Source organism: Polaromonas sp. (assembly GCF_039930745.1).
Classification (GTDB): Bacteria; Pseudomonadota; Gammaproteobacteria; order Burkholderiales; family Burkholderiaceae_C; genus Polaromonas.
The window spans coordinates 132,691-158,557 of the sequence record NZ_JBDTTH010000001.1; the positions used below are offsets into that span (position 1 = coordinate 132,691).

Annotated in this window: 33 protein-coding genes; 6 read left to right on the forward strand and 27 right to left on the reverse strand. The window is 60.9% G+C overall.

Features of this window, described 5'->3' with window-relative positions; translation table 11 throughout:
• Positions 1-34: 34 nt before the first annotated feature.
• From ABI660_RS00630 to ABI660_RS00690, 13 genes are all read right to left on the reverse strand, one after another.
• Entirely contained in the window at positions 35-238 is a 204-nt protein-coding gene (locus ABI660_RS00630) for a hypothetical protein (protein ID WP_348063906.1), read from the reverse strand.
• Between the two features lie 204 nt (positions 239-442).
• Entirely contained in the window at positions 443-643 is a 201-nt protein-coding gene (locus ABI660_RS00635) for a hypothetical protein (protein ID WP_348063908.1), read from the reverse strand.
• A gap of 11 nt (positions 644-654) precedes the next feature.
• Positions 655-819, reverse strand: coding sequence for a hypothetical protein (locus ABI660_RS00640; protein WP_348063910.1), 165 nt, complete (start codon positions 817-819; stop codon positions 655-657).
• A gap of 5 nt (positions 820-824) precedes the next feature.
• Complete coding sequence (locus ABI660_RS00645; RefSeq protein WP_348063911.1) at positions 825-1,001, reverse strand: hypothetical protein; 177 nt, start codon at positions 999-1,001, stop codon at positions 825-827.
• Positions 1,002-1,228: 227 nt separating this feature from the next.
• Positions 1,229-1,825: a CDP-alcohol phosphatidyltransferase family protein gene (locus ABI660_RS00650; RefSeq protein ID WP_348064085.1), complete on the reverse strand. Its 597-nt coding sequence runs from the start codon at positions 1,823-1,825 to the stop codon at positions 1,229-1,231.
• A 75-nt stretch (positions 1,826-1,900) separates the two neighbouring features.
• Entirely contained in the window at positions 1,901-2,386 is a 486-nt protein-coding gene (locus ABI660_RS00655; protein WP_348063913.1) for a hypothetical protein, read from the reverse strand.
• 196 nt (positions 2,387-2,582) lie between these two features.
• A complete protein-coding gene (locus ABI660_RS00660) occupies positions 2,583-3,365 on the reverse strand; it encodes a DUF2726 domain-containing protein (protein ID WP_348063915.1) in 783 nt (260 codons plus the stop codon).
• 227 nt (positions 3,366-3,592) lie between these two features.
• Positions 3,593-4,210 carry a S24 family peptidase gene (locus tag ABI660_RS00665; protein ID WP_348063917.1) on the reverse strand — a complete coding sequence of 206 codons (618 nt, stop codon included), beginning with the start codon at positions 4,208-4,210 and terminating at the stop codon, positions 3,593-3,595.
• Between the two features lie 297 nt (positions 4,211-4,507).
• Positions 4,508-5,212, reverse strand: a complete 705-nt coding sequence (locus ABI660_RS00670) for an FHA domain-containing protein (RefSeq protein ID WP_348063919.1) — start codon at positions 5,210-5,212, stop codon at positions 4,508-4,510.
• Positions 5,213-5,252: 40 nt separating this feature from the next.
• On the reverse strand, positions 5,253-5,465 hold the full coding sequence (locus tag ABI660_RS00675) for a DUF3820 family protein (protein ID WP_348063921.1): 213 nt from the start codon (positions 5,463-5,465) through the stop codon (positions 5,253-5,255).
• On the reverse strand, positions 5,462-5,833 hold the full coding sequence (locus ABI660_RS00680) for a translation initiation factor Sui1 (protein ID WP_348063923.1): 372 nt from the start codon (positions 5,831-5,833) through the stop codon (positions 5,462-5,464). Before ABI660_RS00680 ends, ABI660_RS00675 begins: the two co-directional genes overlap by 4 nt.
• Before the next feature lie 31 nt (positions 5,834-5,864).
• A complete protein-coding gene (locus ABI660_RS00685; protein ID WP_348063925.1) occupies positions 5,865-6,950 on the reverse strand; it encodes a M48 family metallopeptidase in 1,086 nt (361 codons plus the stop codon).
• Between the two features lie 11 nt (positions 6,951-6,961).
• A complete protein-coding gene (locus ABI660_RS00690) occupies positions 6,962-8,143 on the reverse strand; it encodes a YjgN family protein (protein WP_348063927.1) in 1,182 nt (393 codons plus the stop codon).
• Between the two features lie 322 nt (positions 8,144-8,465).
• Here ABI660_RS00690 and ABI660_RS00695 point away from each other — a divergent pair, with 322 nt between their 5' ends.
• Entirely contained in the window at positions 8,466-9,356 is an 891-nt protein-coding gene (locus tag ABI660_RS00695) for a dienelactone hydrolase family protein (RefSeq protein ID WP_348063929.1), read from the forward strand.
• Positions 9,357-9,513: 157 nt separating this feature from the next.
• Positions 9,514-10,848 carry an OmpA family protein gene (locus ABI660_RS00700; protein WP_348063930.1) on the forward strand — a complete coding sequence of 445 codons (1,335 nt, stop codon included), beginning with the start codon at positions 9,514-9,516 and terminating at the stop codon, positions 10,846-10,848.
• Positions 10,849-10,952: 104 nt separating this feature from the next.
• On the opposite strand, the gene ABI660_RS00705 is transcribed toward ABI660_RS00700, so the two are convergent.
• Positions 10,953-11,405, reverse strand: a complete 453-nt coding sequence (locus ABI660_RS00705; protein ID WP_348063931.1) for a surface-adhesin E family protein — start codon at positions 11,403-11,405, stop codon at positions 10,953-10,955.
• A gap of 162 nt (positions 11,406-11,567) precedes the next feature.
• Positions 11,568-12,119 (reverse strand): hemerythrin domain-containing protein, encoded by a 552-nt coding sequence (locus ABI660_RS00710; protein ID WP_348063933.1) that lies wholly within the window; start codon positions 12,117-12,119, stop codon positions 11,568-11,570.
• Between the two features lie 112 nt (positions 12,120-12,231).
• Between ABI660_RS00710 and ABI660_RS00715 the strand changes: the two genes are divergently transcribed.
• Positions 12,232-12,672, forward strand: coding sequence for a universal stress protein (locus ABI660_RS00715; RefSeq protein WP_348063935.1), 441 nt, complete (start codon positions 12,232-12,234; stop codon positions 12,670-12,672).
• 14 nt (positions 12,673-12,686) lie between these two features.
• On the opposite strand, the gene ABI660_RS00720 is transcribed toward ABI660_RS00715, so the two are convergent.
• Positions 12,687-12,863, reverse strand: coding sequence for a hypothetical protein (locus ABI660_RS00720; RefSeq protein ID WP_348063937.1), 177 nt, complete (start codon positions 12,861-12,863; stop codon positions 12,687-12,689).
• Positions 12,864-12,954: 91 nt separating this feature from the next.
• Complete coding sequence (locus tag ABI660_RS00725) at positions 12,955-15,402, reverse strand: hypothetical protein (protein ID WP_348063939.1); 2,448 nt, start codon at positions 15,400-15,402, stop codon at positions 12,955-12,957.
• Between the two features lie 266 nt (positions 15,403-15,668).
• Between ABI660_RS00725 and ABI660_RS00730 the strand changes: the two genes are divergently transcribed.
• Positions 15,669-16,328, forward strand: a complete 660-nt coding sequence (locus tag ABI660_RS00730; RefSeq protein ID WP_348063941.1) for a hypothetical protein — start codon at positions 15,669-15,671, stop codon at positions 16,326-16,328.
• A 1-nt stretch (position 16,329) separates the two neighbouring features.
• Complete coding sequence (locus ABI660_RS00735) at positions 16,330-17,181, forward strand: hypothetical protein (RefSeq protein ID WP_348063943.1); 852 nt, start codon at positions 16,330-16,332, stop codon at positions 17,179-17,181.
• Between the two features lie 260 nt (positions 17,182-17,441).
• Here ABI660_RS00735 and ABI660_RS00740 read toward each other — a convergent pair whose 3' ends face one another.
• From ABI660_RS00740 to ABI660_RS00760, 5 genes are all read right to left on the reverse strand, one after another.
• The gene (locus ABI660_RS00740) at positions 17,442-18,086 is read right to left on the reverse strand and encodes a glutathione S-transferase (RefSeq protein ID WP_348063945.1); all 645 of its coding nucleotides are present in this window, start codon (positions 18,084-18,086) and stop codon (positions 17,442-17,444) included.
• A gap of 117 nt (positions 18,087-18,203) precedes the next feature.
• Positions 18,204-18,515, reverse strand: a complete 312-nt coding sequence (locus ABI660_RS00745; protein ID WP_348063947.1) for a PilZ domain-containing protein — start codon at positions 18,513-18,515, stop codon at positions 18,204-18,206.
• 380 nt (positions 18,516-18,895) lie between these two features.
• Complete coding sequence (locus tag ABI660_RS00750; RefSeq protein ID WP_348063949.1) at positions 18,896-19,348, reverse strand: VOC family protein; 453 nt, start codon at positions 19,346-19,348, stop codon at positions 18,896-18,898.
• Positions 19,349-19,678: 330 nt separating this feature from the next.
• Positions 19,679-20,260 carry a cold shock domain-containing protein gene (locus tag ABI660_RS00755; RefSeq protein ID WP_348063951.1) on the reverse strand — a complete coding sequence of 194 codons (582 nt, stop codon included), beginning with the start codon at positions 20,258-20,260 and terminating at the stop codon, positions 19,679-19,681.
• Positions 20,261-20,307: 47 nt separating this feature from the next.
• Positions 20,308-20,736, reverse strand: coding sequence for a GNAT family N-acetyltransferase (locus ABI660_RS00760; protein WP_348063953.1), 429 nt, complete (start codon positions 20,734-20,736; stop codon positions 20,308-20,310).
• A gap of 164 nt (positions 20,737-20,900) precedes the next feature.
• On the opposite strand from ABI660_RS00760, the gene ABI660_RS00765 reads away from it, so the two are divergent.
• Entirely contained in the window at positions 20,901-21,923 is a 1,023-nt protein-coding gene (locus ABI660_RS00765) for an IS110 family transposase (RefSeq protein WP_348063955.1), read from the forward strand.
• Between the two features lie 500 nt (positions 21,924-22,423).
• On the opposite strand, the gene ABI660_RS00770 is transcribed toward ABI660_RS00765, so the two are convergent.
• From ABI660_RS00770 to ABI660_RS00790, 5 genes are all read right to left on the reverse strand, one after another.
• Entirely contained in the window at positions 22,424-23,302 is an 879-nt protein-coding gene (locus ABI660_RS00770) for an N-acetylmuramoyl-L-alanine amidase (protein ID WP_348063957.1), read from the reverse strand.
• Between the two features lie 130 nt (positions 23,303-23,432).
• Positions 23,433-23,717, reverse strand: a complete 285-nt coding sequence (locus tag ABI660_RS00775; RefSeq protein WP_348063959.1) for a hypothetical protein — start codon at positions 23,715-23,717, stop codon at positions 23,433-23,435.
• Positions 23,718-23,726: 9 nt separating this feature from the next.
• Positions 23,727-24,389 carry a hypothetical protein gene (locus tag ABI660_RS00780; protein WP_348063961.1) on the reverse strand — a complete coding sequence of 221 codons (663 nt, stop codon included), beginning with the start codon at positions 24,387-24,389 and terminating at the stop codon, positions 23,727-23,729.
• A gap of 277 nt (positions 24,390-24,666) precedes the next feature.
• Entirely contained in the window at positions 24,667-25,167 is a 501-nt protein-coding gene (locus ABI660_RS00785; RefSeq protein WP_348063963.1) for a peptidoglycan-binding domain-containing protein, read from the reverse strand.
• A 263-nt stretch (positions 25,168-25,430) separates the two neighbouring features.
• Positions 25,431-25,733 carry a hypothetical protein gene (locus ABI660_RS00790; protein ID WP_348064087.1) on the reverse strand — a complete coding sequence of 101 codons (303 nt, stop codon included), beginning with the start codon at positions 25,731-25,733 and terminating at the stop codon, positions 25,431-25,433.
• Between the last annotated feature and the right edge of the window lie 134 nt (positions 25,734-25,867).

The following is a 25,867-nucleotide window of genomic DNA, read 5'->3' on the forward strand; positions in this document are numbered from 1 at the left end:
CCTGCCGGATGTCTGGGTGCGGCGACACCAAAAATCAGTTCAACATGCCAAACTGCTGCTGCAGGTGCGCGGCTTTCAACCGTTCATGGGCTGCATCCAGCGCTGCAAAGGCCGCGTTGATGGCGCGCTGGTCGGGGGCCGGGGCTCGCAAGAGCATGTCGTAGGTCGCGCGCAAAAAATCGTAATCAGCCAGCGCAACAGTGGGCCGCGCGTGAGACGTAAAAACCTGTGCCTGCATATTCATCTCCCTGAGGGAATCGACGCGAGGCGGCTGCCGCGCGCCTTCTGAAATCATTGTGGAAGTTCGGGCTGGCCGCTGGCATAGGTCAACGCAATATTCATCTGTGGGAGACCACCTACCCTGCGGGTTGTGCGCCATTTATTGGTGCATGCCGCCGATGCAACCGGCCGCCGCGCCCAGAGCAACGGGCATGAGAAGTGTTCAGAGAGGTCGCAGGTGGGTGGGCGCATCGAAGTCGCCCATGGCCTGCTTGAAACGGATATGCGCTTCGTCCATCGCGACCATGGCTTCATCGACTGCCCTGTAGTCCGGCGGGTCCATGCTCAGAAAGCGCATGTAGTCGGCACGGGCCTCATCGTAGTCGGCCAGTGCCTGCTGGGCCTTGGAAAGCGGGACAGACATGGCGAAGCCTTTCAGATGGCCGGCTGGCCCGTGCCGGGCTCTTCCGGATGGGCCAGCGGCAGTACCGGGCCGAGGTCGGGTTCGACGGGGAGTTCAGCCGGAGAATACACGGGTTTTTCTCCCGGCGGCAACGGCTCGCCGTTTTCGGAAGGATGGGGGCGGTGGGTTGCCGACATGGGCATCAGAACGAGGCCGTCAATATTTCCACCGGAATGCCCGCGCCAACCACCGCAGCCGCGGCGGCCACACCAACCGAGACCACCGACACATAGGCAATCACTGCTCCCATCAGGCCGTGGGCACGCCGATGGTCTGAACCTCGCGGAGGCGCCTGATTGGCGCTTGAATCGGAAAACATGATTCATCATGGACCTGCTGGGCCCAGTCCACAATAAGAAATATTTACAGCGCGGTGTCAGCGGCGGCTGACACGGGCGCTCCCGCGGTGGCGTCAGATGCCTGGAATGGCTCAGTTTTTAATAGCGCCCGGCGCTTTATGCTCAAGGTCTGTAGGCCTTATTTGTCTACAACGCTCTCTATGGTGAGGGAGATGAGGCGACGCCCGCAGACTGAGATGACGCCGCATCAGAACTTCGGAATACGCAAGGTCTTGCTCAGCATCAAGGAGCCGGACAGCACAAACAGCAGCGCCAGCGGGTGCAGGGCCCATGGCCCGAGCATCCAGACGCCACCGTGAATCTGCTCGCCCAGCCGCCCCTGCCAGGCCGCGAACGCCAGCAGAGCCGTCAACAGCACACTGGTGGGAATCGGCGTTCCCTCGAAATAGGCCACCTTGTCAGCCCCTTCGGACAGGGCTTCGGCCGTCACGTTATAGCGTGCCAGCCGGCTCACGCCGCAACAGACAAAATAGATCAGGGCAACCCAGTCCCAGCCACCACGCAGGCCGGCGGCAAAAGCCAAAGCCGCCGGAGCAACGCCAAAAGAAATGATGTCGGCCAGCGAATCCAGCTCACGGCCCAGGGCCGAATGCTGGCGCCGCCAGCGTGCCACGCGGCCATCCAGCACGTCAAAAATGAAGGCGGCCGGGGCCATCGCGGCGGCGGCATAGAAGTAAACCTTCGACAGCTCTAACGCATAGAGCATCGCCAGGAAAACGCCGGCCACCCCGCAGGCGGCATTGCACAGCGTGAGAAAGTCTGCAAGGTGAAAGCCCCGCAGCATAGAGAAATGGCGGGGCTTGTCCGGCACAGCTGCTGACACGGATGTTGCCGGGTTAGTGGGCAAATGACCCTCGCCTTACTTCTGCGGCACCGGCACGATCATCACCGGGGCATCGGTTTTCGGTTCGATCCGGACACTGGTGGCACCAGGCGGCACCACCACAGTTTCAACCTCGCGGATCACCCCGCCACCGGCAACGCTGCCGCTGGTGTTGCCGTAACCCATGACGCGGGCCTCGCAGGCTGACTTGTCTTCTCCCTGCAGGGCTTCGCAGCGCAGGCGCGCATTGGTTTCGAACTGCGCACCGCTGTTGTCGAGTTTGCCCTTGCGCTTTTCCGCGGCCGCGTTGTTGGCTTCCCTCAGGCAGGTGTCCCGGTCCTGCTGGGTCCGGCCGCTCATGCACGCGGCGCGTTCCCTGGCGACGTCGCCGGAGGCATCAATGCCGGTGGTGCCGGTGGCCGTGATCGGTGTCTGGGCGAAAGCCGCACCAGCCGCCATCACCAGGGACAACCCCGCGCCGGCGAAGGCCCGACGCATCTTGAATCGGTTGGATGTGCTCATGTTCTGCTCCTGGACTGTGAAAAATACAGTCTAGGAAGCCATGAGCAAGCGGGCTGAGGGACTTTGCGCCCGCTGTGCGGTGCCTCTTACCCAAACCCGTGTAGGACGGGTCTTTCAGCGGCCGCCAGCAGGCCGTGGATAGCGCAAAACTCGAGGCCAGGCCGCCTGCTCCGGGCGAACAGACCTTCGCAGAGACCTACTTGACAGGCCTCTCGCCCATGGTGAAGGAATCTTCCCATTGGTTGGCAAAACGACCCGGTTTTTCACGCGTCATGAAGGAGCCGGTGCCATCCGGGTTGAAACCAACATTGCGACTTTTCTCTTTGGGATCGATCTCGGCCGCACGCTTGTCCCTGAGCTCTTTCATGGCAGAAGCCTTGGCGGCGCGGGATTTTTCACTGGCGAAGTCATCGAGCGCCGCGTGAAAACTGGTGTCGCCGCCGCGAGTTTCATCGGCCTCTTCCTCGGAAAGCTGCGCCTCACCCAGAAAGGCTGCCCGCATGGCGCCGCCGGAAGGCAGGCCGCTGCTGCGCACGGTGGTATAGCCGATACCGCACTCGAGCAACAGGCTTTCCTTCATCTCGCGCTGGACCCGGGTCATGCCGCGTTTGCCGGGAACGTCCACGCAGCCCACAACCTTGCCGCTCAGGGTGCACACGGTGAAGGTGCAGTAGACCCCCTCGAGCAATTCATGCCAGCCCTGGTCCTTGTTTTCAGGCTGGTTTCGAGTGCTGGGGATGGTGAACCGCATCACCGGCACCTTGACCATCACGGCGTGGTCGGCAAACGTGGTGCGCAGCCAGCTCCATACTTCCTGCTCCTCGCTGTTCACCATGGCGCGGGCGTTCAGCAACCAGCGCGCGGGCGGCCGCAGCTTCTGCACGGCATGGCGGCGCAACCATTCCCGGTGCAGCAGGAATCCGAGCCCGGCGCCCACCACAAGGCCCAACGCGGTCATCAGCCATGTCAATAAATTCAAGGTAGCTCTCCTAATGTGGGCTTGCCGACGGAGGTGCAACTCCGCACCGGAGGCGAGCATAAATCACAAACACCCTGCGGGTCAAAACACGGCCATCGGCCGATCACCAAATGAAGCGGAGCCTGCAACGGCCCGCAAAACGCCTTGCATCCGGCCTAGGAGGAGTCTAACCAAATCCCGCTGAAGGATGAATTTTCTATCTAGCAGACCGCCAATACCCGAATTTTTCAGCGGAATTTTTTGGTGAACTCACGCACGACGCCGATGATCTCGGCATCGCCCAGCGGCCTGATGGGATAACGCACGTTGAGCGGTTTGAGAAAAAGCTCGCCGCCGTCTTTGATCAGCTGCTTGAACGTTGTCTGGTTGTAGCTGTTCAGCGCGATCACATAGTCACCGGGCAGCGCCACCATCTCCGGCTCGACGATCAGCAGGGAGCCGTCGGGGAACGAGTCGAGACTTTCGCCCACCATGCTGTCACCCTGCACACGCAGCGCAAACGTGTGGCGCTTGATGGGAATGGTCACCGGCACCATCTCCAGCCCCACCTTGGGCTTGAAATTGTCAATGATGGTGTAGTTTCCGGCCTGCACTTCTGAAATCAGTGGGACCTCGGCCCTCACGTCAAACCCAGCGCTGACATTGGAGCCACCGGACACCAGTTCGGCCACGGAAATGCCAAGCAATTCCGCCACCCTGCGCTGGTTGGAGCGCTTTGGAGCCGTCCCACCTGGTCTTTCCCATTGTTGTACAGCCCCGCGGCTCACGCCTGCAGCGTCAGCAAATTGCTGCTCGCTCATGGCCAGTCGTTTGCGGCCTTCCCTGATCAGTGTATGAACGCTCATAGTCTAGAGGTTATTCTTCTGTCACGATAGAAAATTATTCTCAAGATAGAGGATTTAGCATTCCTGCGGAACGCATCTTCAGTGTCAGTGGTACATGGCCGTGACAGGGCCTGAAGCGGCGCCGCTAAGACGCCTTCAAACAAGCTCTGTGCGTAGCCTGTTGTTGTTCTTGCTGTTGTCTCGGTCTTGCTAACGAAAATCTGGGTATGAAATCCGGGGAAAAAAGGTCTGCAACAACCCCCTGTGATACTTTTTTTATTCGATACCGAAGCACGGGAATGGCTCCCTGGAGAGCGGTCAGTGGCCCTGGTCTTTCAGCAAAAACTGCATGCTGGTTCCCGCCAGTTCCAGCACATCGTTGTGCGCCAGCGGCACCGCCTCAGCCCCAATGGACAGGCCATTGAGCGTGGGCTGGACCTTGCCTGCCATATGGGCCACGTAATAGCCGTAACGCCGGTGCGACACCGCCACCAGGCTGACGTCCGGCTTGCCGAAAGTCGTCACCGCCTTGACCACCGGCACTTCTAGCCCGGCGGAGGAACCCGACAGCACCTTGAAGCTGGCGTGCAGCGTGCCGCCTCCACCCGGCACAGCGTGCGCATCCAGCTTCATCGCCGCAGTTTCGTGGTAGCCCGAATCCTCAGAGGCCGCCAGGTACTGGATCCTGAAGTTTCCGATGGCAATGATGTCGTTGTCATGCAGCAATTGCCGCAACTTGATCATCTTGCCGTTGATGTATGTGCCATTGGTACTGGCCAGGTCCTCGACATACACGTCTGCCAGCCCCTGCAGGTCAAACACACAGTGCTCGCCGCTGACCACCGGGTTGTTGAAGACGATATCGTTGCCCGGCCTGCGGCCCAGCGTTGTGCGGTCCTTGTGCAGGTAGACATGCTTGATCTCGACTCCCTCGACCGATGCGATAAGTTGCGGCATATGGCTTCCCGGCAGCGTCAAGACCGCATTGCGCGCCTGTCGCGCAGCGGCCTGGCTTGTGGCCATCGTAATCCTCCCGCCGCAGCGAAACAAGGTCTAGGGCCTGTTAGCGCCTGCGCAGGGGTTCGAGCAGCGAAGACAGGCCGTTATGGTCGATCTCCAGCATCAGCGCCAGCAACCGCCCGGTTTCGCCCTTGGGAAAGCCCTCACGGGCAAACCAGGCCAGATAGTTCCCCGGCAAATCGGCAATCAGGCGGCCCTTGTACTGGCCAAAAGGCATCTCGCGCGTTACCAGCAGTTGCAGGTCTTCGGGCTTCATGCGGCTTTTCCGCTTGCCGGTTTGACCTTCCAGCCCTGCTTTTCAAGCCAGGCAATCACCAGCACGCCATGGTCGCCTTGCACTTCAACGACGCCGTCTTTCACCGTGCCGCCCGAGCCGCAGGCAGCCCTGAGCTGCTTGCCGAGCTGGACCAGCGCTGGCGCATCCAGCGGCAGCCCGCGGATGACAGTGACGCTTTTGCCTCCGCGGCCTTTGGTTTCACGCGATACCCGCGCAATGCCATCCGTGGGCGTGAGCGCCCCGGCTTGCCTGCAAGTGCAAGCGGCCACCGGCTGCCGGCAGGAGGGGCACATCCTGCCCGATTCCGTGGAGTAAACCAGGCCTGTGCCTGATGAATAACTTTTCATGGCGGGTCTTTGCTCTGCCGCTGATTCTGCATCAGCGCCCGGCCGCTTCCCTGAAATACCGCACACGCTCTGCATCCGGCGGATGGGACGCAAAAGCAATGCCCAGCCACGAATCCTGGCCCGGCACCTTGCTGCTGTTTTCGCTCTTGCCCTTGTTTTCGGCTGACGCCTGACTCGCCTTGTTCATTTTTTCCTCGAGCTTGTCAAACAAGGTGACCATCACTTCGGGAGAGATGGCCGCCGCCTTGAGGATGCGCACCGCCTCGGCATCAGCCTCGCGCTCGGCCTCCCGCGAATAACTGGCCTGGCCCATCAGCACAGGCACACCGGCCAGCACGGTGCTGAAGTCTCCCAGCACCACAGCGGCCAGCCCACTCAGCACGGTAGCCTGTACCAGCAGGCGCACGCCGTGGCGATGCCGCACATGGCCGAGCTCGTGGGCCAGCACGGCAGTAATCACCTGGTCGTCCCCGCCCACCAGTTCCACCAGTTCGTCGGTCATGACCAGCGTGCCGCCCGGCAAGGCGAAGGCATTCGGGCCGATACGGCTTTGGCGAAACACCAGCTGCCAGGGGGGCACGGTACCTGCCGGCGCAGCATTGGCCGCCTGCACCAGCGCAGCCCGCAGCCGCGCCTGTTCGCTCGCGGGCAATTTGCTGGGCCGCATCAGGTGTTCGTCAATCACTGCCAGCGATGTTTCGCCAAGCGAGGCGTCCACGCTCAATGGCGTCATGGCCACCACCGCACGGGCAGCGACGGGCAAACCCCACTGCTGCACCGCCACCACAATCGCCAGCAACGCCACCACGCTGCCCAGCACCCAGCGCCAGCTTTGCTGCGCGCGAACCACCAGCGAATCGCGCAGCCCATGGCTGCGGCACCAGTCGTCCCACGCAGAGGCATCGGCACACTGCACAGCCCCCCCACCCTTGAGGTGCGCTATCCGCACGCCATGGCGGGTGCGCTCCGGCCATTGAACGTCGGCGATCGCCTGTATGCGACGAATGCCCTCGCCGGTGATCTGCAGGGCAGCACCGTCGAGTTGCAACGTGACCGGATGCGCGCGGGCACTGATGCCGTCAAAATAACTGGCACGAAGCCCTGGCGTGGTGTCCATGAGGTTCCGGCTCAAAGCCCGATGTCAATGCCGAACATATCGCCGGCGGCGTCACCGGCAGCATCCCCTTCAACCGCGCGCATCTGGCTCACCAGCGTGTCCGGGCTGACGCGGCTCTTGACGGTCACCGCTTCCAGCCGGATGCGCGCAAGCGCCACCGCTGCAAACGGCCAGTACAGTCCCAGCGTGACAATCACCAACAGCCAGTTTTTGAGGGTGAGCCCCAGCAGCGCCCTGAACCGCAGATGGCTCAGAAACCGCAGCGAGGCATTGCCGGTACGCGTCCACACCAGGTTCTGCATGCGCGAGATCACATAGGGCTTGACCACCACCAGCATGGCGATGGTCGTGGCAATAAATCCGAAGATCGCCACAAAAACAGCCATCCCCTTGCCCACCCGCCCCATGGCCCCGCCCGCAAAAGCAATGGCGGCAAACACGGCAGCCGTCAGCAGCGCTGCCAGCAGCATCACGCCAACGGTCTTGAAAATCACCTTGTAGAAGGAGCCGAGCGTCGCCTTGAAGCTTGTTTGCAGGGACGCCAGCGCGTAATGGTTGTGCTGGTACTGCTTGAGGTTCCACAGCAGCCAGGGAGCCACGCCCAGGCTCACCAGCGTCACCGCCAGCACGACAAACCCATACCAGTTCGGCGGCTTGCTGGGGTCGGCTATCCCTGTGACAGCCCCCAGAATCACCAGACCGGGAAGAAACATGGGCAGCACGGCGCGATACGCGTCGCCCAGCGAACCCCTGAAACCGAAACGCAGGCCACGCCAGCTGGTGTTGGCCATGCGAAATTGCATGGACGATTTGAGCAGCGCGGGCCAGATGGCCGTCACGATGACAAAGGCCACAAAGCCGGCCATTGCCGAAAAATTCCCCGCCACCGAATACAGCCCGAACAGCAGGCCCACCAGCAGATAACCTTTGAGCATCTTCAGCGGGTTCCCGTGAAAGTCCAGCGGTTCACCATCGACCAGCGTATTGCCGTAAAAATAACGCAGGCGCCGCACCTTCGCCCAAGGGTAATAAATGCCCAGCGTCACCAGCAGCAGCAACAGGTTGACTATCCATATGCGGAAATATTCGCTCCCCGACCCGGTGAACTCAACGCGCAGCTGATACGCCTGGGAGTCAAGGGCTCCTGACGGGGTGGTCAAGTTGCGCCCTGGGTTCGACACTGAATCATTCATGAAAGCTCCTCCGCTGTGTGTTCCGTTTTTTGACGGGATGCATGGAGCACCCTCCCCGGCAAATAATGTAACGCCCTCTCACCCCCTGCTCGCGAAGCAGGCCCAGCGGCGCGATGGCGAGCCCCGGGCCTGGAACGGCAACTGAACCGGCGCCTCACTGAAGTCAGGCATGAAATTCGGCTTTTGCCCTTGCAGGGCGGACGCAAGCTGCTTCTTTTTTTATAGCAGATGCCCGCGATAAATGCAGGAGAATTCTGGTTGAGCGTTTTGCTCCGCTGGCGTATGCTGCGCCCTGCCCTCGTCCTTTTTCAAGGAGAACGCCATGCCGCCACGCCTCACCGCGCAGGATTTCGACCAGGAATTGCTGATCCTCTTTGACGCCTATGTGCATGGCAGCCTGGACCGGCGCGGCTTCCTGAACCAGGCGCAAAAGTTTGCCAAGGCCGGCATGACGGCAGCCGGCTTGCTGGCCGCGCTCAGTCCCAACTTCGCCGCCGGCCAGCAAGTGGCCAAAGACGATGCACGGCTGAAAACCGAGTTCCTGTCCTATCCCTCGACAGCGGGCACCGGCAACGTCAAGGGCTACCTGACCCGCCCCGCCAGCGCCAGCAACACGCGCCTGCCGGCCGTGCTGGTGGTTCACGAGAACCGGGGCCTGAACCCGCATATCGAGGACATCGCACGCCGTCTGGCGCTGGACGGCTTCATGGCCTTCGCGCCCGACGCCCTGACGCCGCTGGGCGGTTACCCCGGCGACGAGGACAAGGCCAGGGCAGCCTTTGCAACGCTGGACCAGGCGAAAGCGCGCGAAGATTTTGTGGCCGCTGCGCAGTGGCTCAAAGCGCGCCCGGACGCCACCGGCAAGGTCGGCGTGGTGGGCTTTTGCTACGGTGGCGGCATAGCGCACATGCTTGCAACCCGGCTGCCCGAACTGAATGCCGCTGTTCCCTTTTACGGCAACACGCCCGCGCCTGCAGACGCCATCAAGGTCAAGGCCCCACTGCAGGTGCACCTGGCCGGGGTGGACGAACGCATCAACGCCGCCTGGCCAAACTATGAAGCGGCTCTGAAAACTGCCGGCGCGAAGTGCGAGGTGCACCAGTACGCCGGCACCCAGCATGGCTTCAACAACGACACCACACCGCGTTATGACGCGGCGGCGGCGAAGCTGGCCTGGGAACGCACGGTCGCCTTCTTCAAGGCGCAGCTCTAGTGTCCTGCCCGCGCCGCAGGCGTAAAGCCCCGGGCTCTTTGAGTCCTGTCGGGCGCCTACCCTGAAGCCGGCCAACTCATTATTTTTTACACAGCCCGGCACAGCACCAGCGGTGTGCGCAGGCCCTAGACTCGCAATACACAAAACAAGGAGCCGCATGCATCCGTCCCAAAACGACAACGCCAGCAAAACCTGGCTGCTGGGCCTGTGCTCAGCAGCCGCTCTGGCAGGCTGCGGTAAGGAAGCGACCACCACCGTGGTGGTGCCCCCGCCGCCACAGGCAGCTGTTCCGGCAGCGGCGCCGGCCAGTGCAGTGTTGCCCGCCCCTGGCGCTTCGGAACCCTCTGCCGCATCGGCCCCCGCACCCCCCGCACTTGCGGCGTCTACCGATCTGGATAATCCCACGCCCCTGGCGTCGCGGGAACTCAAGGGCACAGGGGTCAAGCAAGCGCTGTCTTATTACTACAGCTTCAGCGCGCCCGCTGGTCCCATCAAGATCACCACGGTTTCCAAAAACTCGCCCAGCGGCGCCACCCAGGCCTTGGGTTTTGCCCTGTATGACCGCAAGGCCAATCGCCTGTGTTTTGACTCCAGCGGGAACACCAACAGCGACAAGACCGTGGTCCTGAACTGCCAGATAGAAAAAGCCCAGCCACTTATTCTCCGGCTGGACCTGTCCGAGGAAACCATTGACTACAGCCTGCTGCTGGACGGCACCATCGAACTGCCTGCACCCCAGGCAGCCTCCACCGCCACCAGCGTTGCCGGGCCGGGATCAACCGACATCGACGAACCCACGCGGCTCAAAACCAACCGGATCAAGGGGGAAGGTGTCAAAAAAGCGGTGGCCTACTACTACGCCTTCAACGCCGGGCCAGGCGAACTCACGCTGACCATCGACGGCAAAAATACCTCCGCTGGCATCACCGAAGCGCTGCTCGGCGGACTTTATACCCTGCGCTCGGAACGTCTTTGCCAGGCGGAGCTGGGTAACACCACGCTTGAAAAACGTGCTGTGACTACCTGCAAGGTCGACAAGCGCCAGCCGGTCATCCTGCGCCTGGACCTCTCCGCAGAGACCGTGGATTTTCGCGCACGGTTTGACGGCCCCCACGACTTCGACGAGTATGTGGCACCCAAAACCATTGCCATTGCACTCGACGCCGCCGTGCTGTTTGACTCCGGCGCATGGGTGCTTAAACCCGAGGCCCGCAAGACACTGGACGAAGCCGCGGCCCGGGTGAAAAAGTTTACCGATGCACCGGTTGCGATATCGGGCCACACCGACAGTGTCGGCAATGACGCAGCCAACCAGTTGCTGTCCGAGAACCGTGCAGCTGCCGTGCGCGACTATTTCGTCAACCTCGCGGCTGTGCCAGCGGGCCGACTCAGCATCAAGGGTCACGGAAAAACCCAGCCCGTGGCCGACAACAAGACAGAAGAAGGACGCGCGCGTAACCGCCGGGTGGACGTGGTGATCACGCCCAAATAGCGCCCCTGCGAGAGCACTGGCACTGCAACCCGAAAATATCGAAACATGAAAGTGCTTCTTCGCTTTCATCTTGTTTCGCTACTTCCGTGTTGCGGGACAGGACACTAGTTCATTTGCACCGCACCGGTTTCGCAGGCCGCGCGAATGATTCGCGCGAGCGGGTTGGGCTGAATGGTGCGGAATTCCACCCAGCGTGGTTCGGCGGCCGGAAAAACAAGCGTCTTGTGCGACGGTCCCTGCCAAACCGGCAGCAAGTAAAAGCTGATCTGCGCATAACGCGCGGTCTTGTTGTTGCAGTCAAACACCACCTGCGACTCAAAAGACCGGTAAGGCACGCCGTCCCGGTTTTCCTTGGCCACCGACCGGTTGACGCGCAGCTTCAACGTGCGCTGATGAGCGTTGACTGCAATCGGGCGGGGGTCCACTTCAATGGTATTGACTGCCGCATCGAGGGGGTCACCCATCACCGTCAACCAGTGCGTCTGGGCGAGCCCGTAGGGGCTGGCAAATACGCATGCCAGCGTCAGGACCTGTCTTGTGATGAAACAGACTTTCAAAAACCAGCCCCCTGTGCCAATGCGTATTTATAGCAGGGGACTTCCGCGCCGTGCAAGTTCAGAGAAGGGGTATCTGATTATTTTTCAACAAAATTTGCCTGCAGCCCTTATCTGTCGGTGATTAACAGCTATTGTTTTTATAGCGTCTCACGGGCGAGGCAGCTAGATGTGCCCAATGGGCTGAGGCGTATGCCGCAGGTGAAGCGAGAGGCCCAGTGCTTCCATGTGGTTGCCGTTGCGCCGCAGAACGGTTTCCGCCAGGGGCAGGAAATGCTCTTCTTCAAAGCGAGCGTGCGCCGCATAGTTGCGAACCAGTTCTTCCACGGCGCCGAGATCCAGCTCAACCGGCCGGGCCTTGGCAACTGCCTTGACGGCGGGCTCCAGTTTTTTCCACAGCGCCTCGATATGGCGGTGTTCCGCCGTCAGCCGCCGCACCATTGCCTCGGCAAAGTCCGCTTCCTCACCTCGTCTGGCGCTGCGCAGCACCGCCGGAAACAGCTCGCGCTCTTCGTCCGCGTGATGCTCATACACCGCGTCGTGGAACAGCGCCAAGGTGTGGGTGGCAATGGTTTGCGCCTGTGCTGCGGCCGCCTGCAGGGCGGGCAGCTCCTCAAAAGCCTGCAGTTGCGACAGGATGCCCAGATGGCACTGGGAAAAACCAGTCAGCGGCGCGCTGGAATGACCCGGTTCATGCGCGGCAGGATGAGTTTTCATGCGGCCAATATAGAGGGGCGCCTGTGCGCGTGGCTTGATACACATCAATAAAGCGGCCACCCACTCGCGCAAGATAATGAGAGCCCGTTCACCATCACCAGACAAGGCACCCATGTTCAAAAACATTCTTCTGGCGACCGACGGTTCCGAAGCATCTGCCCACGCGGCCGAACTCGCTGTCAACCTGGCACGCACACACGGAGCCAAACTCACCGCGCTGTATGTCGTGGACCCCTACCCCTATCTGAGCATAAGCGAGACCAACCCCCTGGGCTTTCAGGCCTACATGGACGCCGCCCAGCAACACGCCGCGCAAGCCCATGCCAAGGTCGCGGCGCTGTGCAGCGCGCCGGGCGTGCAGATCCAGCTCGAAGCGCGCATGGCCGAGGATGTGTCGGCCGCCAGCGGCATTGTCCAGACGGCCAAGGACGAAGGCGCGGACCTAGTCGTCATGGGCTCTCACGGCCGCACCGGCATCGTCCGGCTGGTTCTGGGCAGCGTGGCCTCCAAGGTGGCGGCCGAATCGCCGGTGCCGGTACTGATCGCACGCTAAGCGGCTGCGGCTACCTACCAGCCGATGGCCCTGGGCAGCCAGGTCGCAATCGCCGGGAAGGAAAAAATCAGCACGATGCCCAGGATCTGCAAGCCGACGAAGGGCATCACCCCCAGGTAGATATGGCGTGTGGGCGCGTGCTCACCTCCGGCGGCGCCACGCCGCGCAGAAAAAACAGCGCCCAGGCTCACCTCAAGACCAGAATTTCGGCGCTTGGCAAGAGCACCGTCAACATCGCCAAACTTGTTCCTTCGCCGGCTCCCCTCTTCGTAGGAACCTCGCCTATTCCTTTCCTTCAGCACACAGCGCTGCGATCACCGGTTCCGTCAACTTTTCACCCAGGCGCAGGCCCAGCTGGTGGTAGGCCTCCCACTGCTCCTCGTCAAAAAACTGGTCGCCGGTGGGCTGCTGCGGAAAGCTGGGGTGGCGTGCTGCATAACCGGCAATGTCCAGTGGCATGTCGGGAAGCACGCGTGGTTTGAGCACCACCAGCAGGCCCGGCAGCTTGCGCCTGGCGTAATGAATGCGGGCCAGTAGGAAACATTCCGGGCCAGCCTGGCCGGTGAAGGCCTTGCCGCTGCCCACGCAGGCGTAAAACGCCCGCAACGCGGCATCGGTGTGCACCTGCCCTGTGGGATCGATGAATTCGATGCGCGCACCGTAGTCGATTCCGGCCTTGCGCGTCATGTTCTCCAGATCCCCGAAGGTGTAGCCCGGGTCGGCACCGCAGTCGGCCACCACGATCAGGTCCAGTTCGCGCTTGAGCAGCGCATACACACCGGTGTTCTCGAAGTGTCCGCCGTCCGACACATACCAGGCTGTGCTGCGCAGTCCCGGAAAGCGCGCCAGCAATTCAGCCAACAACAGCGAAGGTTTGGGAAAGCGCATGGCCATCGACCGCCTCTGCCGGTCTGCGGCGGGCAGTGCCGGTGCCCGGCTTGCCTGCCTGGGCAGCAGCAGTTTGTCCGTCCAGTAGCCCAGGCGCAAACCCGAGAGGAAGAGCAAGGCCGCCAGGCCGGGCGAGGTCTGCGAGCCCATGCCACTGCTCGCCGCCGCACCCGACACCGACACCCAGCGCGAGAGTTTTCCCGGCAAAGGCAGCTTGTCGGGCGGCGTCGGCAGGGCCGTGCCGGTTTCCACGCCGAGTGAACTCACGGTCAGCGCGATGCCCTTGCGGTCGGCGTTGTAGTTGCCCGTGCGGTCATCCACCGACTGGTTGATGCAGCAGGTGATCAGGTGCACCGGGCCGCCGTGTTCTTGCGGCTTGTAGTTCGCCAGATCCACGTCGTCGCCTTCCACCGCCTCGATCAGCCGGGCCACCTGCTCGGTGGCGGCACGCGTGACCGGGTTCAGCGGCGACCCGCCAGCGAAGCGAAAACCCGCTGCAGGGGCATCCGCTGGAGGCGCGTAGTTGCCGGTGGAGACATAGGCCCGCTCGATGCGTGCGCGGTAGAAGTTGTGCAGCGACGAAAGGTTGAGCACGGCAAAGTCCTTGCGCGTTGCCCAGACATAGACCAGGCACAAGCCACCGACCACGGACCAATGCAGCACGTTGAGCTGCCGTGCGGCCACATCGCCACCTGGCAGCCAGCGCCAGAGAAGGTCAAAGCGCACCATGGTGTGAAAAGCCGTCAGCCATGCCAGCGCCACCAGCAACAAAAACACCAGGCCCACCACGTTAAGCAGCAGCTCTGTTTTGACCGGCCGGTTTCGCGGCCTGGAGAGCCAGCGCTGCAGGGCAGGCATTACCAGGCGTGCCGCCACGACCAAGGCCGGGGGAAGCGCAAGGCTCGTCTGGCTGAGCCAGGCCAAGGGCTGGCCCTCCCTGAGGAACTGGCGCGCCAGCCACCAGGCAGCAAGGTCCAGCAGGCCAAACACCGCAAAAGCCAGCACGCACCACAGCGCCAGGGCCAGGCGCTTGGTGTGCCGCAGGCGCTGCTGTGGCACCAGCGCCGGATTGCGGTCTTCCAGCAGCCGCAGCGCTATTGCAGTCAGGGGCGAAAACAGCAGCGCCGCGCCCAGCAGCATCAGCGCGGTCGCCCACGGCATGCCACCGGATACCAAGCCAGACACTGTGCTCTGCACCAGCAGCACACCCACAGCCGCGCCCAGCACCGCCACCATGATGTCCCCGGCCATCTGCCCCGGCCGGTCCCGGCAGAACCAGTAGCGGAAGATGAAATGGCAGCCCGCAAACACCGGCAGCGCCAACAGGCACCACCAGACCGAACCCGCACTGGCCCAGAAAGGCGCGGGCAAGGCGGGAAACGCTCCCATCAGCACATAGGGCAGAAGCATGAAGGCAGCGGCCAGCAGCATCAGCACCGCCACCTCGAAATGTGTGGACAACACGCCGCGCAGGATGGAGGCAAAGGCCTGGCCCAGGTCGCGCGCGCCTGCCGGCGTCAGGTAGCGGCCATTGCTGCGGAGCCACCACAGCAGCAGGGTGTCGTCGCTGCCCAGGCGCTCCTGCACCGCCTCTGCCTTCTGGTTCTGCTGGTAAAGGCGGCCCAGCGCCGCACCGATGTAGCCGCCGCCGGAAACCGTCGACAGGAAACCGAAACGCACCAGCAGCTTGTTGCGCGCCAGCGCACGCAGCAACCCGAAGCAGAAAGTGGCGCTGCGTATGCCCCCGCCCGAAAGCGCCAGGCCGCAGGTCAGGCCGTCCAGGCCAGCGCGCGCGGTCGCGGCAGCTTGCGCCGAAGCGGCGCTTTCTTCTGTGGTTCCCATGGAAATACCTCCTTGAAAACAGGCCGTCAATCGCTCCCTGCAACTCCGGGGCCGGCGCGGTCCGGCTGGGTGCGCCTTCGCCAGCGTAGCGAAGCCGGGTAAGCTGCGCATCCTCTCTTTGTAGGAGCCACAGCGCAACAGGCGCGCCGCCATACCCCAAGCGGGCTGGGCTGCGCTGGTATTTTTTCCTCCTCCAAACGGAGGATGACAGGTGTGGATTTTGGTTCTAAAACCGTCAAGGTTCCAGGTTTTGACGGAGTTTCCGCATGCCCCTTCCTGAAGCAGTCAAGACACTTCGCCCGGCCGTGGCGGCTGTGGTGTTGGCCGTTCTGGTGCCGCTGGTCACCTTCAGCGAATCGACCATCAAGGGGCTGATGTCCGGCTGGCTGGACCGCTGCCTGATCGTCCTCGAAAAAGAACGGCTCGGCCCCACCAAGCTGATGGTCACCGGCTACATGCGCGGCCAGGCGCCCAAGGCACTGCCGCTGAGCTTCAGCGCCAGCAAACCCCTGATGCTGAATGTCAAGTTCCTGAGCTCCGCAGACCTCAGCGGCCTGGACCGGAACGCCAACCTGGGCCTGCACCCCATGGCCGGCGAAACCTGCCCGGGCGCACTCTGTGAAGGCACCGTCTACACCGAAGGCGGCGAGCCCAAAATCAACTTCACCCTGCATGACCTCAGCGAATCTTTCCTGTACCGGTTTCACATCCGGCTGGCGAGCCCCGGGGCGCTGGACGATCTCGGCGTGTTTGTGGTTTACGAAAGCGGTCTGAAAGATGGTGTCTGCCGCGTCGAAAACGCCAGCTTGTTCAACTGGCCCGTGCGTGTTGGTCCGCTGGCCAAGATACTCGCCTCGGCCGCCCTGCTTCTCGTCGCGGGTTATGCGGTCACGATCCTGACGGGATGGAGCAAGAAAGGAGATTGACATGCGCACTCTTGTGATGGCCCTTGTTCTCGCGTCAGCCGCACCGCTGGCGGCAGCGCAAGCCACCTTGCAGCTGCTGGTCAAGCAGCACGCCTCACCCAACACCCCGAAGCCGTTTCGCGACCTCGGGCGCTTTGACATCCGCCTCGGCAATACCAGTTCTTCCGACGGTGAATGCCCGGGCAACACCGACGCCAACGGCAAGGTCAGTTGCCGCTTTGTGTGCAAACCCGACGATCAGGTGGCCAGGAACTTCAAGATTGTTCCCCCGCGCAATGAACGAACACGCGGCTTCACCTCTCCCGTCACCCGGGAGGTGGCCTTGAAAGGTTGCCAGCTGTCCGTGGCCGAGCTCGAGTTTGTCTACATGGACTTTGCGATTGCGCTGAGAGACCTGACCAAAGGCACGCCGCTCGAAACACAGTTTGCCAGCGTGGGCACCCCCCGGTTCGACGCCGCCAGCAAGGAGTGGGACCAGCTGAGCGCCACGCCGGCCGGCCGCCAGAAGCTGGACCAGCTGCGGACGCTTACCGGCGAAATTGCGCTGGAAAAAGCCTCGGACCAGGACACCGCCAGCGCCACCCGGTGGGACCATTTTTCGGTTGGTATTTCCAACGTGCTGCTCAAGAACTCGGCGTTTCGCAACTATGGCCGGGAAACAGCCACGCGGATCGAGGTGTCACCCAACAAGGCCGACTTCTACAAGAACCTTCGCGTGCTGGGCGCACACATCGAAGCCAAGGAAGCCATGACACCGCTTGACGCCCGGGTGCTCACCGATGTCAACAAACTCAGCAGCACCAGTTCCGACAAACTTCCCGCGGCATCGTTCAAGTCGATTGCACTGGATTGAGGCAAGCACTCAGGGAGTCCGGGCTGGTTTGACTCCCTCGCCCTTTGGGAGAGGGCGGGGTGAAGGCTGCTGGTCTATGCATAGGGGTATCGCATGTTGCGGTCTGCTGGCCTTCACCCCAACCCTCTCCTAGAGGGCGAGGGGGACAAGAAAAGCATGCTGCGTGCAGCGACCTGGGCAGTTACGGATTGAGAGAGGAATATGCCTCCAGCCCTTTCCAGACGGGCGCAAGCAGCTATCAATTCAATAGTGACCGATAGTCAGGCTTTGGTCTGCGCAGCCTTGCGGTCGGCCACCACCTTCTGCGCGGAAGGCCGCTCGCCGATGAACTTGATGTAGCCCTTGTAGTCCACGCCGCCGGCCAGCAGCAGGTCTTCACCGAACGCCGCCTTGCTGGCCATACCGACCAGCGGCAGGTTGGCAAAGGCCGCGCAGTCGGCCTGGGTAAAACTCTCGCCCGCCACGTACGGTGAAAATTTGGCCAGGCGCTTGAAGGCCGCGATGTTGGTTTCCAGTTGCTTGCGGATGCGCGCCAGGTTACCTTCGCTCAGCGGCTCGGCGCCGAAAAATGCCGAGCCATACAACTGCCGCGCGACGATCTCCAGGTGCCAGTCAATGTAGGTGGTGAGCTCGCGCACCTTGGCCGCGGCAAAGGTGTCGGCCGGCAACAGCGGCGGCTGCGGAAAAGCCGTTTCGATGTAGTCCAGGATGGCCTGGCTTTCGCACAGCGCGCCCTGCTCTGTGCGGATGAAGGGAATCTTGCCCAGAGGCGAAGCGCCGAGGATGGCCTCGTCCTTGCTGTGCGTGGCGGCGTGCTCTTCGGTGAAAGGCACCCCTTTTTCAAGCAGAGCCAGTTTGACCTTGTTGTAGTAGTTGGAAACGGGAAAGCCGCAGAGGGTAAGCATGGGAAGTCTCCTGGTTGTTCGCGCCAAGTTTATGCGGCCCCGCGGGGCCGACATGCAACGGCGGCGACAGCCAGGCCCGAGCGGCTTACGGCGAGCGCTGAGCCCGCCCCGCGCTGTCTAGTTATTAAACAGCGGCGTCAGCAGCCGCACGGCAATGTTGAAGCTGTCGCCGACTGGCGTGGCGCGCACCACCTCTGCTTCGCAGGTCAGCGGGTGCGGGCTGGTGTTGCCCGGAAACTCCAGCACCAGCTCAAGCTGGCTGCCCACGGCGTAGCTGCGGTCAGAAGCAAAACTGAGGCCGGTCGCACTCAGGTCATGCGTGGCGCCCTCGTTGCCTTCCACCATCAGGCGCAAGGCTATGCCAAAACGCGGTGCCGCGCGGTGATCCACAAGCACGGCCTTTTTTTCGGTGGTGCTGTCAGTTTCCATGTTTGTCTCCTTGTTCTGTCAGTTCGGGGAGCCATGCAATCAACGGTCAGTCAACGCAAAGGAGTTTCCAAGATAACTCCCCCGAGGCAGCCGGTGTGTAGGCGTCAGAACATCCTAGCTGTCGGACAGCAGGCAAGCGGCTTGCGCCGGCTGGACCGCGGGGCCAGTTCCGCACAGCCCGTCGCATGCAGTTCACGGCAAAAATTTAAAGGGGAATCAGCCTCCAGCCCAATATGGACAAGCGCCAGTAGCTACAGAGTTGATAGCAAGTCAAATCAACACAATGCACTTACCGGCAAAGCTGTTGCTCGCGGGGCACGCCATCGCTGTCGCCATCCGCGAATAGGCACCCCTGTCAGGTCTGTACGTATCACATGTGCTCATCGGGAAGTCTGCTGCCCGAGCTCTTGGGCGAGCCCGAGGAGAATTCCTTCGGGACCCCGGATGTAGCAGAGCCGGTACGTGTCGTGGTACTGAACCACTTCGCCGACAAGCTCCGCGCCGCGTTTGCCGAGCCGGGCGAGCGTATCGTCGATGTCCTCCACGGTGAACATGACGCGCAGGTAACCGAGAGCGTTCACCGGGGCGTTGCGGTGATCGGCCATCACAGGCGGCGCAAGGAATCGGGACAGCTCGAGCCGGCTGTGCCCGTCCGGCGTACGCATCATGGCAATCTCGACGCGCATGTGGCGCAATCCAGTTACGCCATCAGCCCAGTCGCCTTCGATGGGCGCGCGCCCCTCGAGTTCGAGACCAAGTTCGGTGAAGAACTCAATAGCTGCATCGATGTTTTCCACCACGATGCCGACGTTGTCCATACGCTTGACTGTCATGATGTCTCCTTGATGTCTAACGAGGGTGTAAAAGAACCCGTTTCCGCAAGCATCAGCAGCGCCCTGCCCGTTGCGCAGAGATGGTTGGGCTTTTTTGTTGATGCCCGAAGTGTGCCGCAATTTCGATTACTTTGGCATCAATGAACGGCCCCTTGCTCGTGAGGCCGCCTTATCTGCCATGCTGCTGCCCCACCTTCGTCCTGGCCAGCTTCTCGATGTTGTGCACCATACAGTTCATGGCAAAATTTGAAGAAAAATCCTCCTTCAGCCCAGTAGGTACGAGCGCTATCAGCTATGGAGCTGATAGCAAACCAAATCAACACCACGTACTTATCGGCAAAGCTGCTGCTCACAGGGCACACCATCGTTGTCGCCATCCATCTTGGTGCCGGGGCAGTTTTTCAGGAAGTACGTGGCTTCGGCACAGGACGTCATCTGCGAGCAATGCTGCCGGCCGTCGCAAACATAAGAGGGGGCAGCGGCACGCGAGGGTGCCAGGTCCCCCAAGGGCTGGCCGGCAGGGAGCACCGCTTCACTGGTGCGCCCTGCCGGCGCCACCTTCTGGTAATACGCGTAACCCTGCCACCCGAGCGCCGCCACCAGCAGCACGCCCACCGCCGTCTTCAGAACACCGCCGGGCGAGTTGCCCGAACGGCTCACACGCACGGGGCTGCTGCTGCGGACGGGCTGGTACCCGGCCTGCTGCGCTCCAACGCCCTGCACGTTCACTGCGGACTTTTTGCCCTGGGGATTCAGCTTGACCTCAAACGTCAGCGCCTCGTTCAACACCGGCCGGCCACGAAGGCGGTACTCGGAGATATGGACAAAGATGTCCTGCCCGCCCTGACTCGGGCTGATAAAGCCAAAGCCCTTGTCGTCGTTCCAGCTTTTGAGGGTGCCTTCGAAGAGCATGGGTGGGTTTTAGTGTGTTCGACTTCAGTCGGTTCCTGACCAGCAAGTCAGGCAGCATTGGGAGGCTTGGCAACAAAGCCACGTTCAACATCTCCTAAGAAGCCAACCGATTCATAAAGTCTATGCGCTTGGATACGCTGCGCCCCCGACAACAAGAGTACCTTGTAGCAACCCTTCGACCACGCGGCGTTGAGCGCATATTCCAGTACCAGTTGGCCAAACCCTTTTCTCCGAAATTGATTCAACGTTACTACATGCTCCACCACAGCAAAAGGACGCGCGCCCATCGCCAAGCTTGGAACCACAGCCAACATGCAGGTAGCAACAAGACGCATCTCCTCCTCGCACACGATCAACTCAAGGTTCTCGGAATTCAATATGCCTTCAAATGCCGCTCGAATAGCAGGCTCCGCAATCGCTGGGTCAGTTGGCCTAAGTTCGCGATAGAGCGCAAGGATTCCTGTGGCGTCAGACAAGCGTGCTGTGCGTACCGAGGCAGGCATATGAGATGCGGTTTAACGAATGAAAGGAACTTCCCCGTCCCAAGCAAGCCGCGTCCCGTTGGGGTTGCGGTTTATGGCAACTGAGTGCCACGATGGAGAGGTCAAACTTTTCATCAACTCACCTGGAAAGGGAAATCATGGCTATCGTAACCCTTGGAATTGACCTCGCCAAGAACGTCTTTGCTGTCCACGGCATCGATGAATCCGGCAAGCCCGTACTGGTGCGACCCGAGGTGGCTCGCGCCAAACTACTCGAACTCATCGCCCATCTGCCGCCTTGCATCATCGGCATGCAAGCGTGTTCTGGCGCCCACCACTGGGCCAGGGAGTTCACCAAGTTTGGGCACACGGTGCGCATGATGGCACCCAAGTTTGTTGTTCCCTACCGCATGAGCGGCAAACGCGGCAAGAACGACGCGGCAGACGCCGCCGCCATCTGTGAAGCCGTCGCCCGACCCAACATGCGCTTTGTTCCACTCAAGAGCATCGAGCAGCAGTCGCGCCTGTTCGTGCACCGCGCGCGCCAGGGGTATGTGGAGCAGCGTACCTCTCTTATTAACCGTATCCGTGGCTTGCTGTCGGAGTTGGGCATTGTGTTGCCCCTCAAAGCGACTACTACTACTGTGCGCCGGGAAACCCACAAGCACCTGGAAGACCTGCCGGGCTGGTGCAACACGGTGGTGGGCGATGCCTTGAGCGAACTCACCCGCCTGGATGAACGTATTGCCCAATACGACAAACACCTGGCCCATATCGCCAAAGAGGACGAACAGTCCCGCCAGCTCATGCAGCTCAGGGGCATAGGCCCGACGACTGCCAGTGCCATTGTGGCGAGTGTCGGCCAAGGCCACGACTTCACCTGTGGGCGCCAGTTCTGTGCCTGGCTGGGCTTGGTGCCGGGCCAATACAGCTCAGGCGGCAAACAGAGATTGGGCCGCATTACCAAGGCCGGTGACCCGTACTTGCGTACCCTGTTGATCATGGGCGGCAAGGCGGTGCTGTCGGCGGCGAAGACCAAGACCGACCCCTTGAGTCGCTGGGCGATCAGTGTGCAAGAGCGCCGGGGTTACTGGAAGGCTGTCGTGGCCATCGCAGCCAAGAATGCGCGCATGTGTTGGGCCATGCTGCAGCGCGGTGAGGGGTTCAAGATGCCTGCGTAGGCAGTGCCAGCTTGCAACAGCTTGAGTTGTAGATGTCACCGTGTGATGACTTGTCGTTGATGAGTGAAAGGTTTGGACCTGCGCCGGGGAATGCTCGATCATTTCCAGGGAGGTAGCAGCATGGGAAACCATGCTGATCCCCGACTAACGAATGGAGCCCTCGGCGCGCGTCTTTCATCAGGGTCCGCTGCAAGAAAAGCAGCCTCGAATGACCGTTTGTAGTTTCGCCGTCCACATGCCTTGTGCTCAATAGGCAACGACAGATATCACAGGGTGATGCAGAGGCAGTAAAGAAGTCAGATTCCGTGGTCAATCGCTTCGCGATTCAAGCACGGTGGATTTCTGTTTGACAAAGGTGGGGAAGCTCTTGTAGCAGAGCTAACCGGCGCTGCGCTGTTTCATCGCGAAGCGTCCAGCAACTGAAGCGAGCGAGGTTGAGTGAAGGGATAAGCCGCCCTACGCACAGACTTACGCAAGAAATACGGTCTTCAATAGCAAGATTAATAGCGATTGCCCGTGTACCGAGCATCCCAAGCCTCTGGAATCGCCCGTCCATCACCCACGGTGAACGCGGCTCCCGCATCAGAAAGTCCCAAAGTGTTCTGCGCCCATAAGCCCACCGTCTGCCATATCAGCGAACCCGGGTCAGACTGCCGATCCTTGCTGGATTGTCGGTGTGGGTGAATGTGGGTCATCCTTCCGCCATTTGCGGCGACAGCGTTTACGATCCACTGAACTGCCGCCTTGGCGGCGTCGGCCTGTGCAGTTGGGAGATTCATGGGTTGCCTCGGAGTGGGCAGGTTCTTAGGCTGCCACAGCGTTTCTGGCCGTCCCTCGATGCCTGCATACCACCCATCTATCTCGATGCCGACACTACGCCCGTTGAGGCCATTGGCGTGATTACATACCTCAGTGAGGTCATAGAGCTGAATGATTTTGCCCGCCCGGGTGATGCCGAAGTGAATAGGCACGCCGTGCCATGATGCGGGTTTTTCGCCAATTTTGGAGGCCGTTTGATGCAGGACCACTGCCGTGATCTTGGGCCAGGTTCGGTAGGGAGTGGATACCGAACGACCAGAATGGGGGTGCTTGGCCCGCTCGTCGATGATGTTCGCCGTGGCCCCAGCTTGGCCGGCGGCCTGAACAGCCATCTCGAGGGCTGCAGCACCAGTGGGCGTGATAGATCGCGGGCGTTCGTCCGCAGGTGCACGAAGGCCTTGTGATACTAGGAAGTTGCCGTAGGCGTACAGGGTCTCATCGCCGAGGACACCATCGGCACCGAAGCGTGGGAGGCTATACCCTAATGAAATAAGCTGGCTCTGCGCGATAGAAACGTAGGGATCCTGGGAGCCCTTCTGCAAGGAGTTCTGAATGGGCATGGTGGGCCTCCTAGGATTGACGGATGGCAGTAGAGGGTTGGTTCTGAGGGTAACGCGCTACCGGCGGGGCCCTTTGGCCCGCCGGTGGCGCTCCGCACAAGGTAGGTTCTGGGACGACGTTACGCTGCACTCATGCGAGTTTGCCCAACAACGTCACCACTATTCCGCCGAACTCCTCTATGTTTGCGACGATCTTGTTGATCTTTTCGTTTCGGTCGCCAGCCTTTTTTACAATTTCCATTAACTCGGCTAGTTTCTTCACATCAGCGGGGTCAGGGAAGAGCTTCTTGACTTCGTCGTCAGTAAGCCTCGTGACAGATGAGATCCTGCTTGCAAGTTTGGCGTCGGTTCGTTCACCTGCTTCGTCAGCTAGACCGTCGATATCATTCTGAAATTTGTCCCAATTGATAGGCATATTGCCTCCCTATGATTTAATTTTGGCAGCAATCGACTTGACTTTTTCGACAAATGCCTTTCCGCTATTTGCCTTATCTTGTGCTCCTTTGGCCTTGACGACCAAATCAGAGACGGCTTCATCTGTTTCATCGATGAATGCTTCCACTTGCTTATCGGTAATTCCCAGCATCTCCAAATAGCGCTTTCTGTTTGCCTCTACTTTGCTGGCTGACTGCAGGAAGGAAGTGAGTGTGTTGTTAATCGCACGCGCTTGGTCATAGTCCACTTTAAGCTTCGCCTTGACCGTCCTCTCTAGATCTTCGAGAGGCTCAATGAGTTCTATTCTCTTTTCGTTGATTTTCGACTGAAGCTTTGCCCCGACCATCACGACAAAGCGCAGTCTGTCTTTGGGATCGTTAGAGGCGACCACCTGCTTCCAAACCGCATCGACTTGCTGATCGCCGAAAAACTCGGCTGCAAACGTTGGAACCCATACCTCTTGTACGAACTCGTCCACTCGCCGTCGTTTCTCTGCGAAGAACTGCTCCAGTAGGCGATTGTGAGATGACTCGATTGCTGTGATCCGAGTCCCCAACTGTCCGGAGAGTTCTGGAGCTTCGGGTGGAATGGATGCGCAGCCGGCTATAGCGACAGAAGAAAGTACAATCAAAATTCGAATCCAAGGGCTCATTCTGGGTCCTCCTCTATGTTGATTGGAATGCTTGGTGATCGTGTGGGGGTCGGCTCGAACTGACCAGAGCGATCAAGCCTGTAGGCGGTGGACTGATGGCTTTCCCGTACAGTAGATTGTTGAGGCCGAGGTAGCGAGAGAGCTCGGTTGTGCGGCCTAACGAAGCCCTTGTAGTTGGAGGTGAGCCGCACACAACGGTAAGGCGCCGCGAGGCGTACGATCACCGATACGCTTCTCGGCGCCTTGCCGTTGTGTGTCGGTCTCGACTTGTTAGGTCTCATGGCGTGGTGCTGGACGGCTTCGGTAGATTCAGAACACGTCTTGTAGCATCGTCAAGCTCGCCCGTAGCAGGCACGCCCTTTTGCTGCTGGAGACGTGCGAGTGCTGCCTTGCTCGCTGGTCCGAAGTACCCATCGGAAGGTCCGCTATATACCCCTGCGGCCTTGAGCTTTTCCTGTACCAGCGCGAGTTCCACGGTTCGCTCCAACTTTCCAATTGCCTGGCTGGTTCTTCTCGTTTCCACCTGCGCTTGCGACGCCGTTGACTCGGCGCGCTTCGCCACGCTCTCAATTTGCTCCAACTTGGCGCGAACACCCTTTTCGTCGAAGGCGACATCAACCGTCTTCCAGACGGACATTCCAAGAAGAACGACGGCGAAACCGGACAGGCATGCTCCCCCAAGGCCGAAGGCCTGATGCCTCACATACACATAGCAGACGCATCCGAGCATGAGCGCTCCCAAGACAAGGGCGACAATGAATGCGGGATTGTTCGCCATGGGCCCTGAGACCTAACTTTGATATATCCCGCAAACTGTGGAATCACATGGCACCTTGTCAAATAACATGGCGCAAGAAAATAGAGAAAACATTTGTAGTCAGGGCCTCTGCCCATTCAATTAGCACGGGGCGCTACTAGTCCAACAAACAACAAGTATGAATTTCGGGCTACGCCCTGTCATCCTACAAATAGACTAGATAGATGCATTCTTCTTCATAACGCGGAGGCACCCAAGCTGCTCCAGCCATCCGGAAACCGCTTCTAAGCCTGCCAAACCCCATACCCCAGTTCCCGCAACGCAATCCCCAACTCCACCTCCATGTCGCGCGCCCCTTCGTAGGGCATGGGGTTGTACATGGCGTACAGACCAGGCAGCAGGCGCAGGCCCCACTTCTGCACGTACACGTTGGCCTGGATGCCGGCCTTGTGTTTGTCAAAACGCACATCGGGGTCCAGCCCTGTCATGCCGACGTAGACAAACGGTTTGCCGAGCTGGTAGTCGGGGTTGGCGCGGCGGAAGCGGCCCACATTCCACACCTCGTCGGACAGCTCGATCACATACACGTGGTAGTGGTGGCTGCGCGGTGTGCGCGGTGTGCGCGGCGGTTTTTTAGCGCGCGGTTTGCCCGGCGCGGCATCGGCTGCGGCCGGCGGGCTTTTCTTTCTGGCGGTCTTGCGGGGCGCGGTAGCCATGGTGC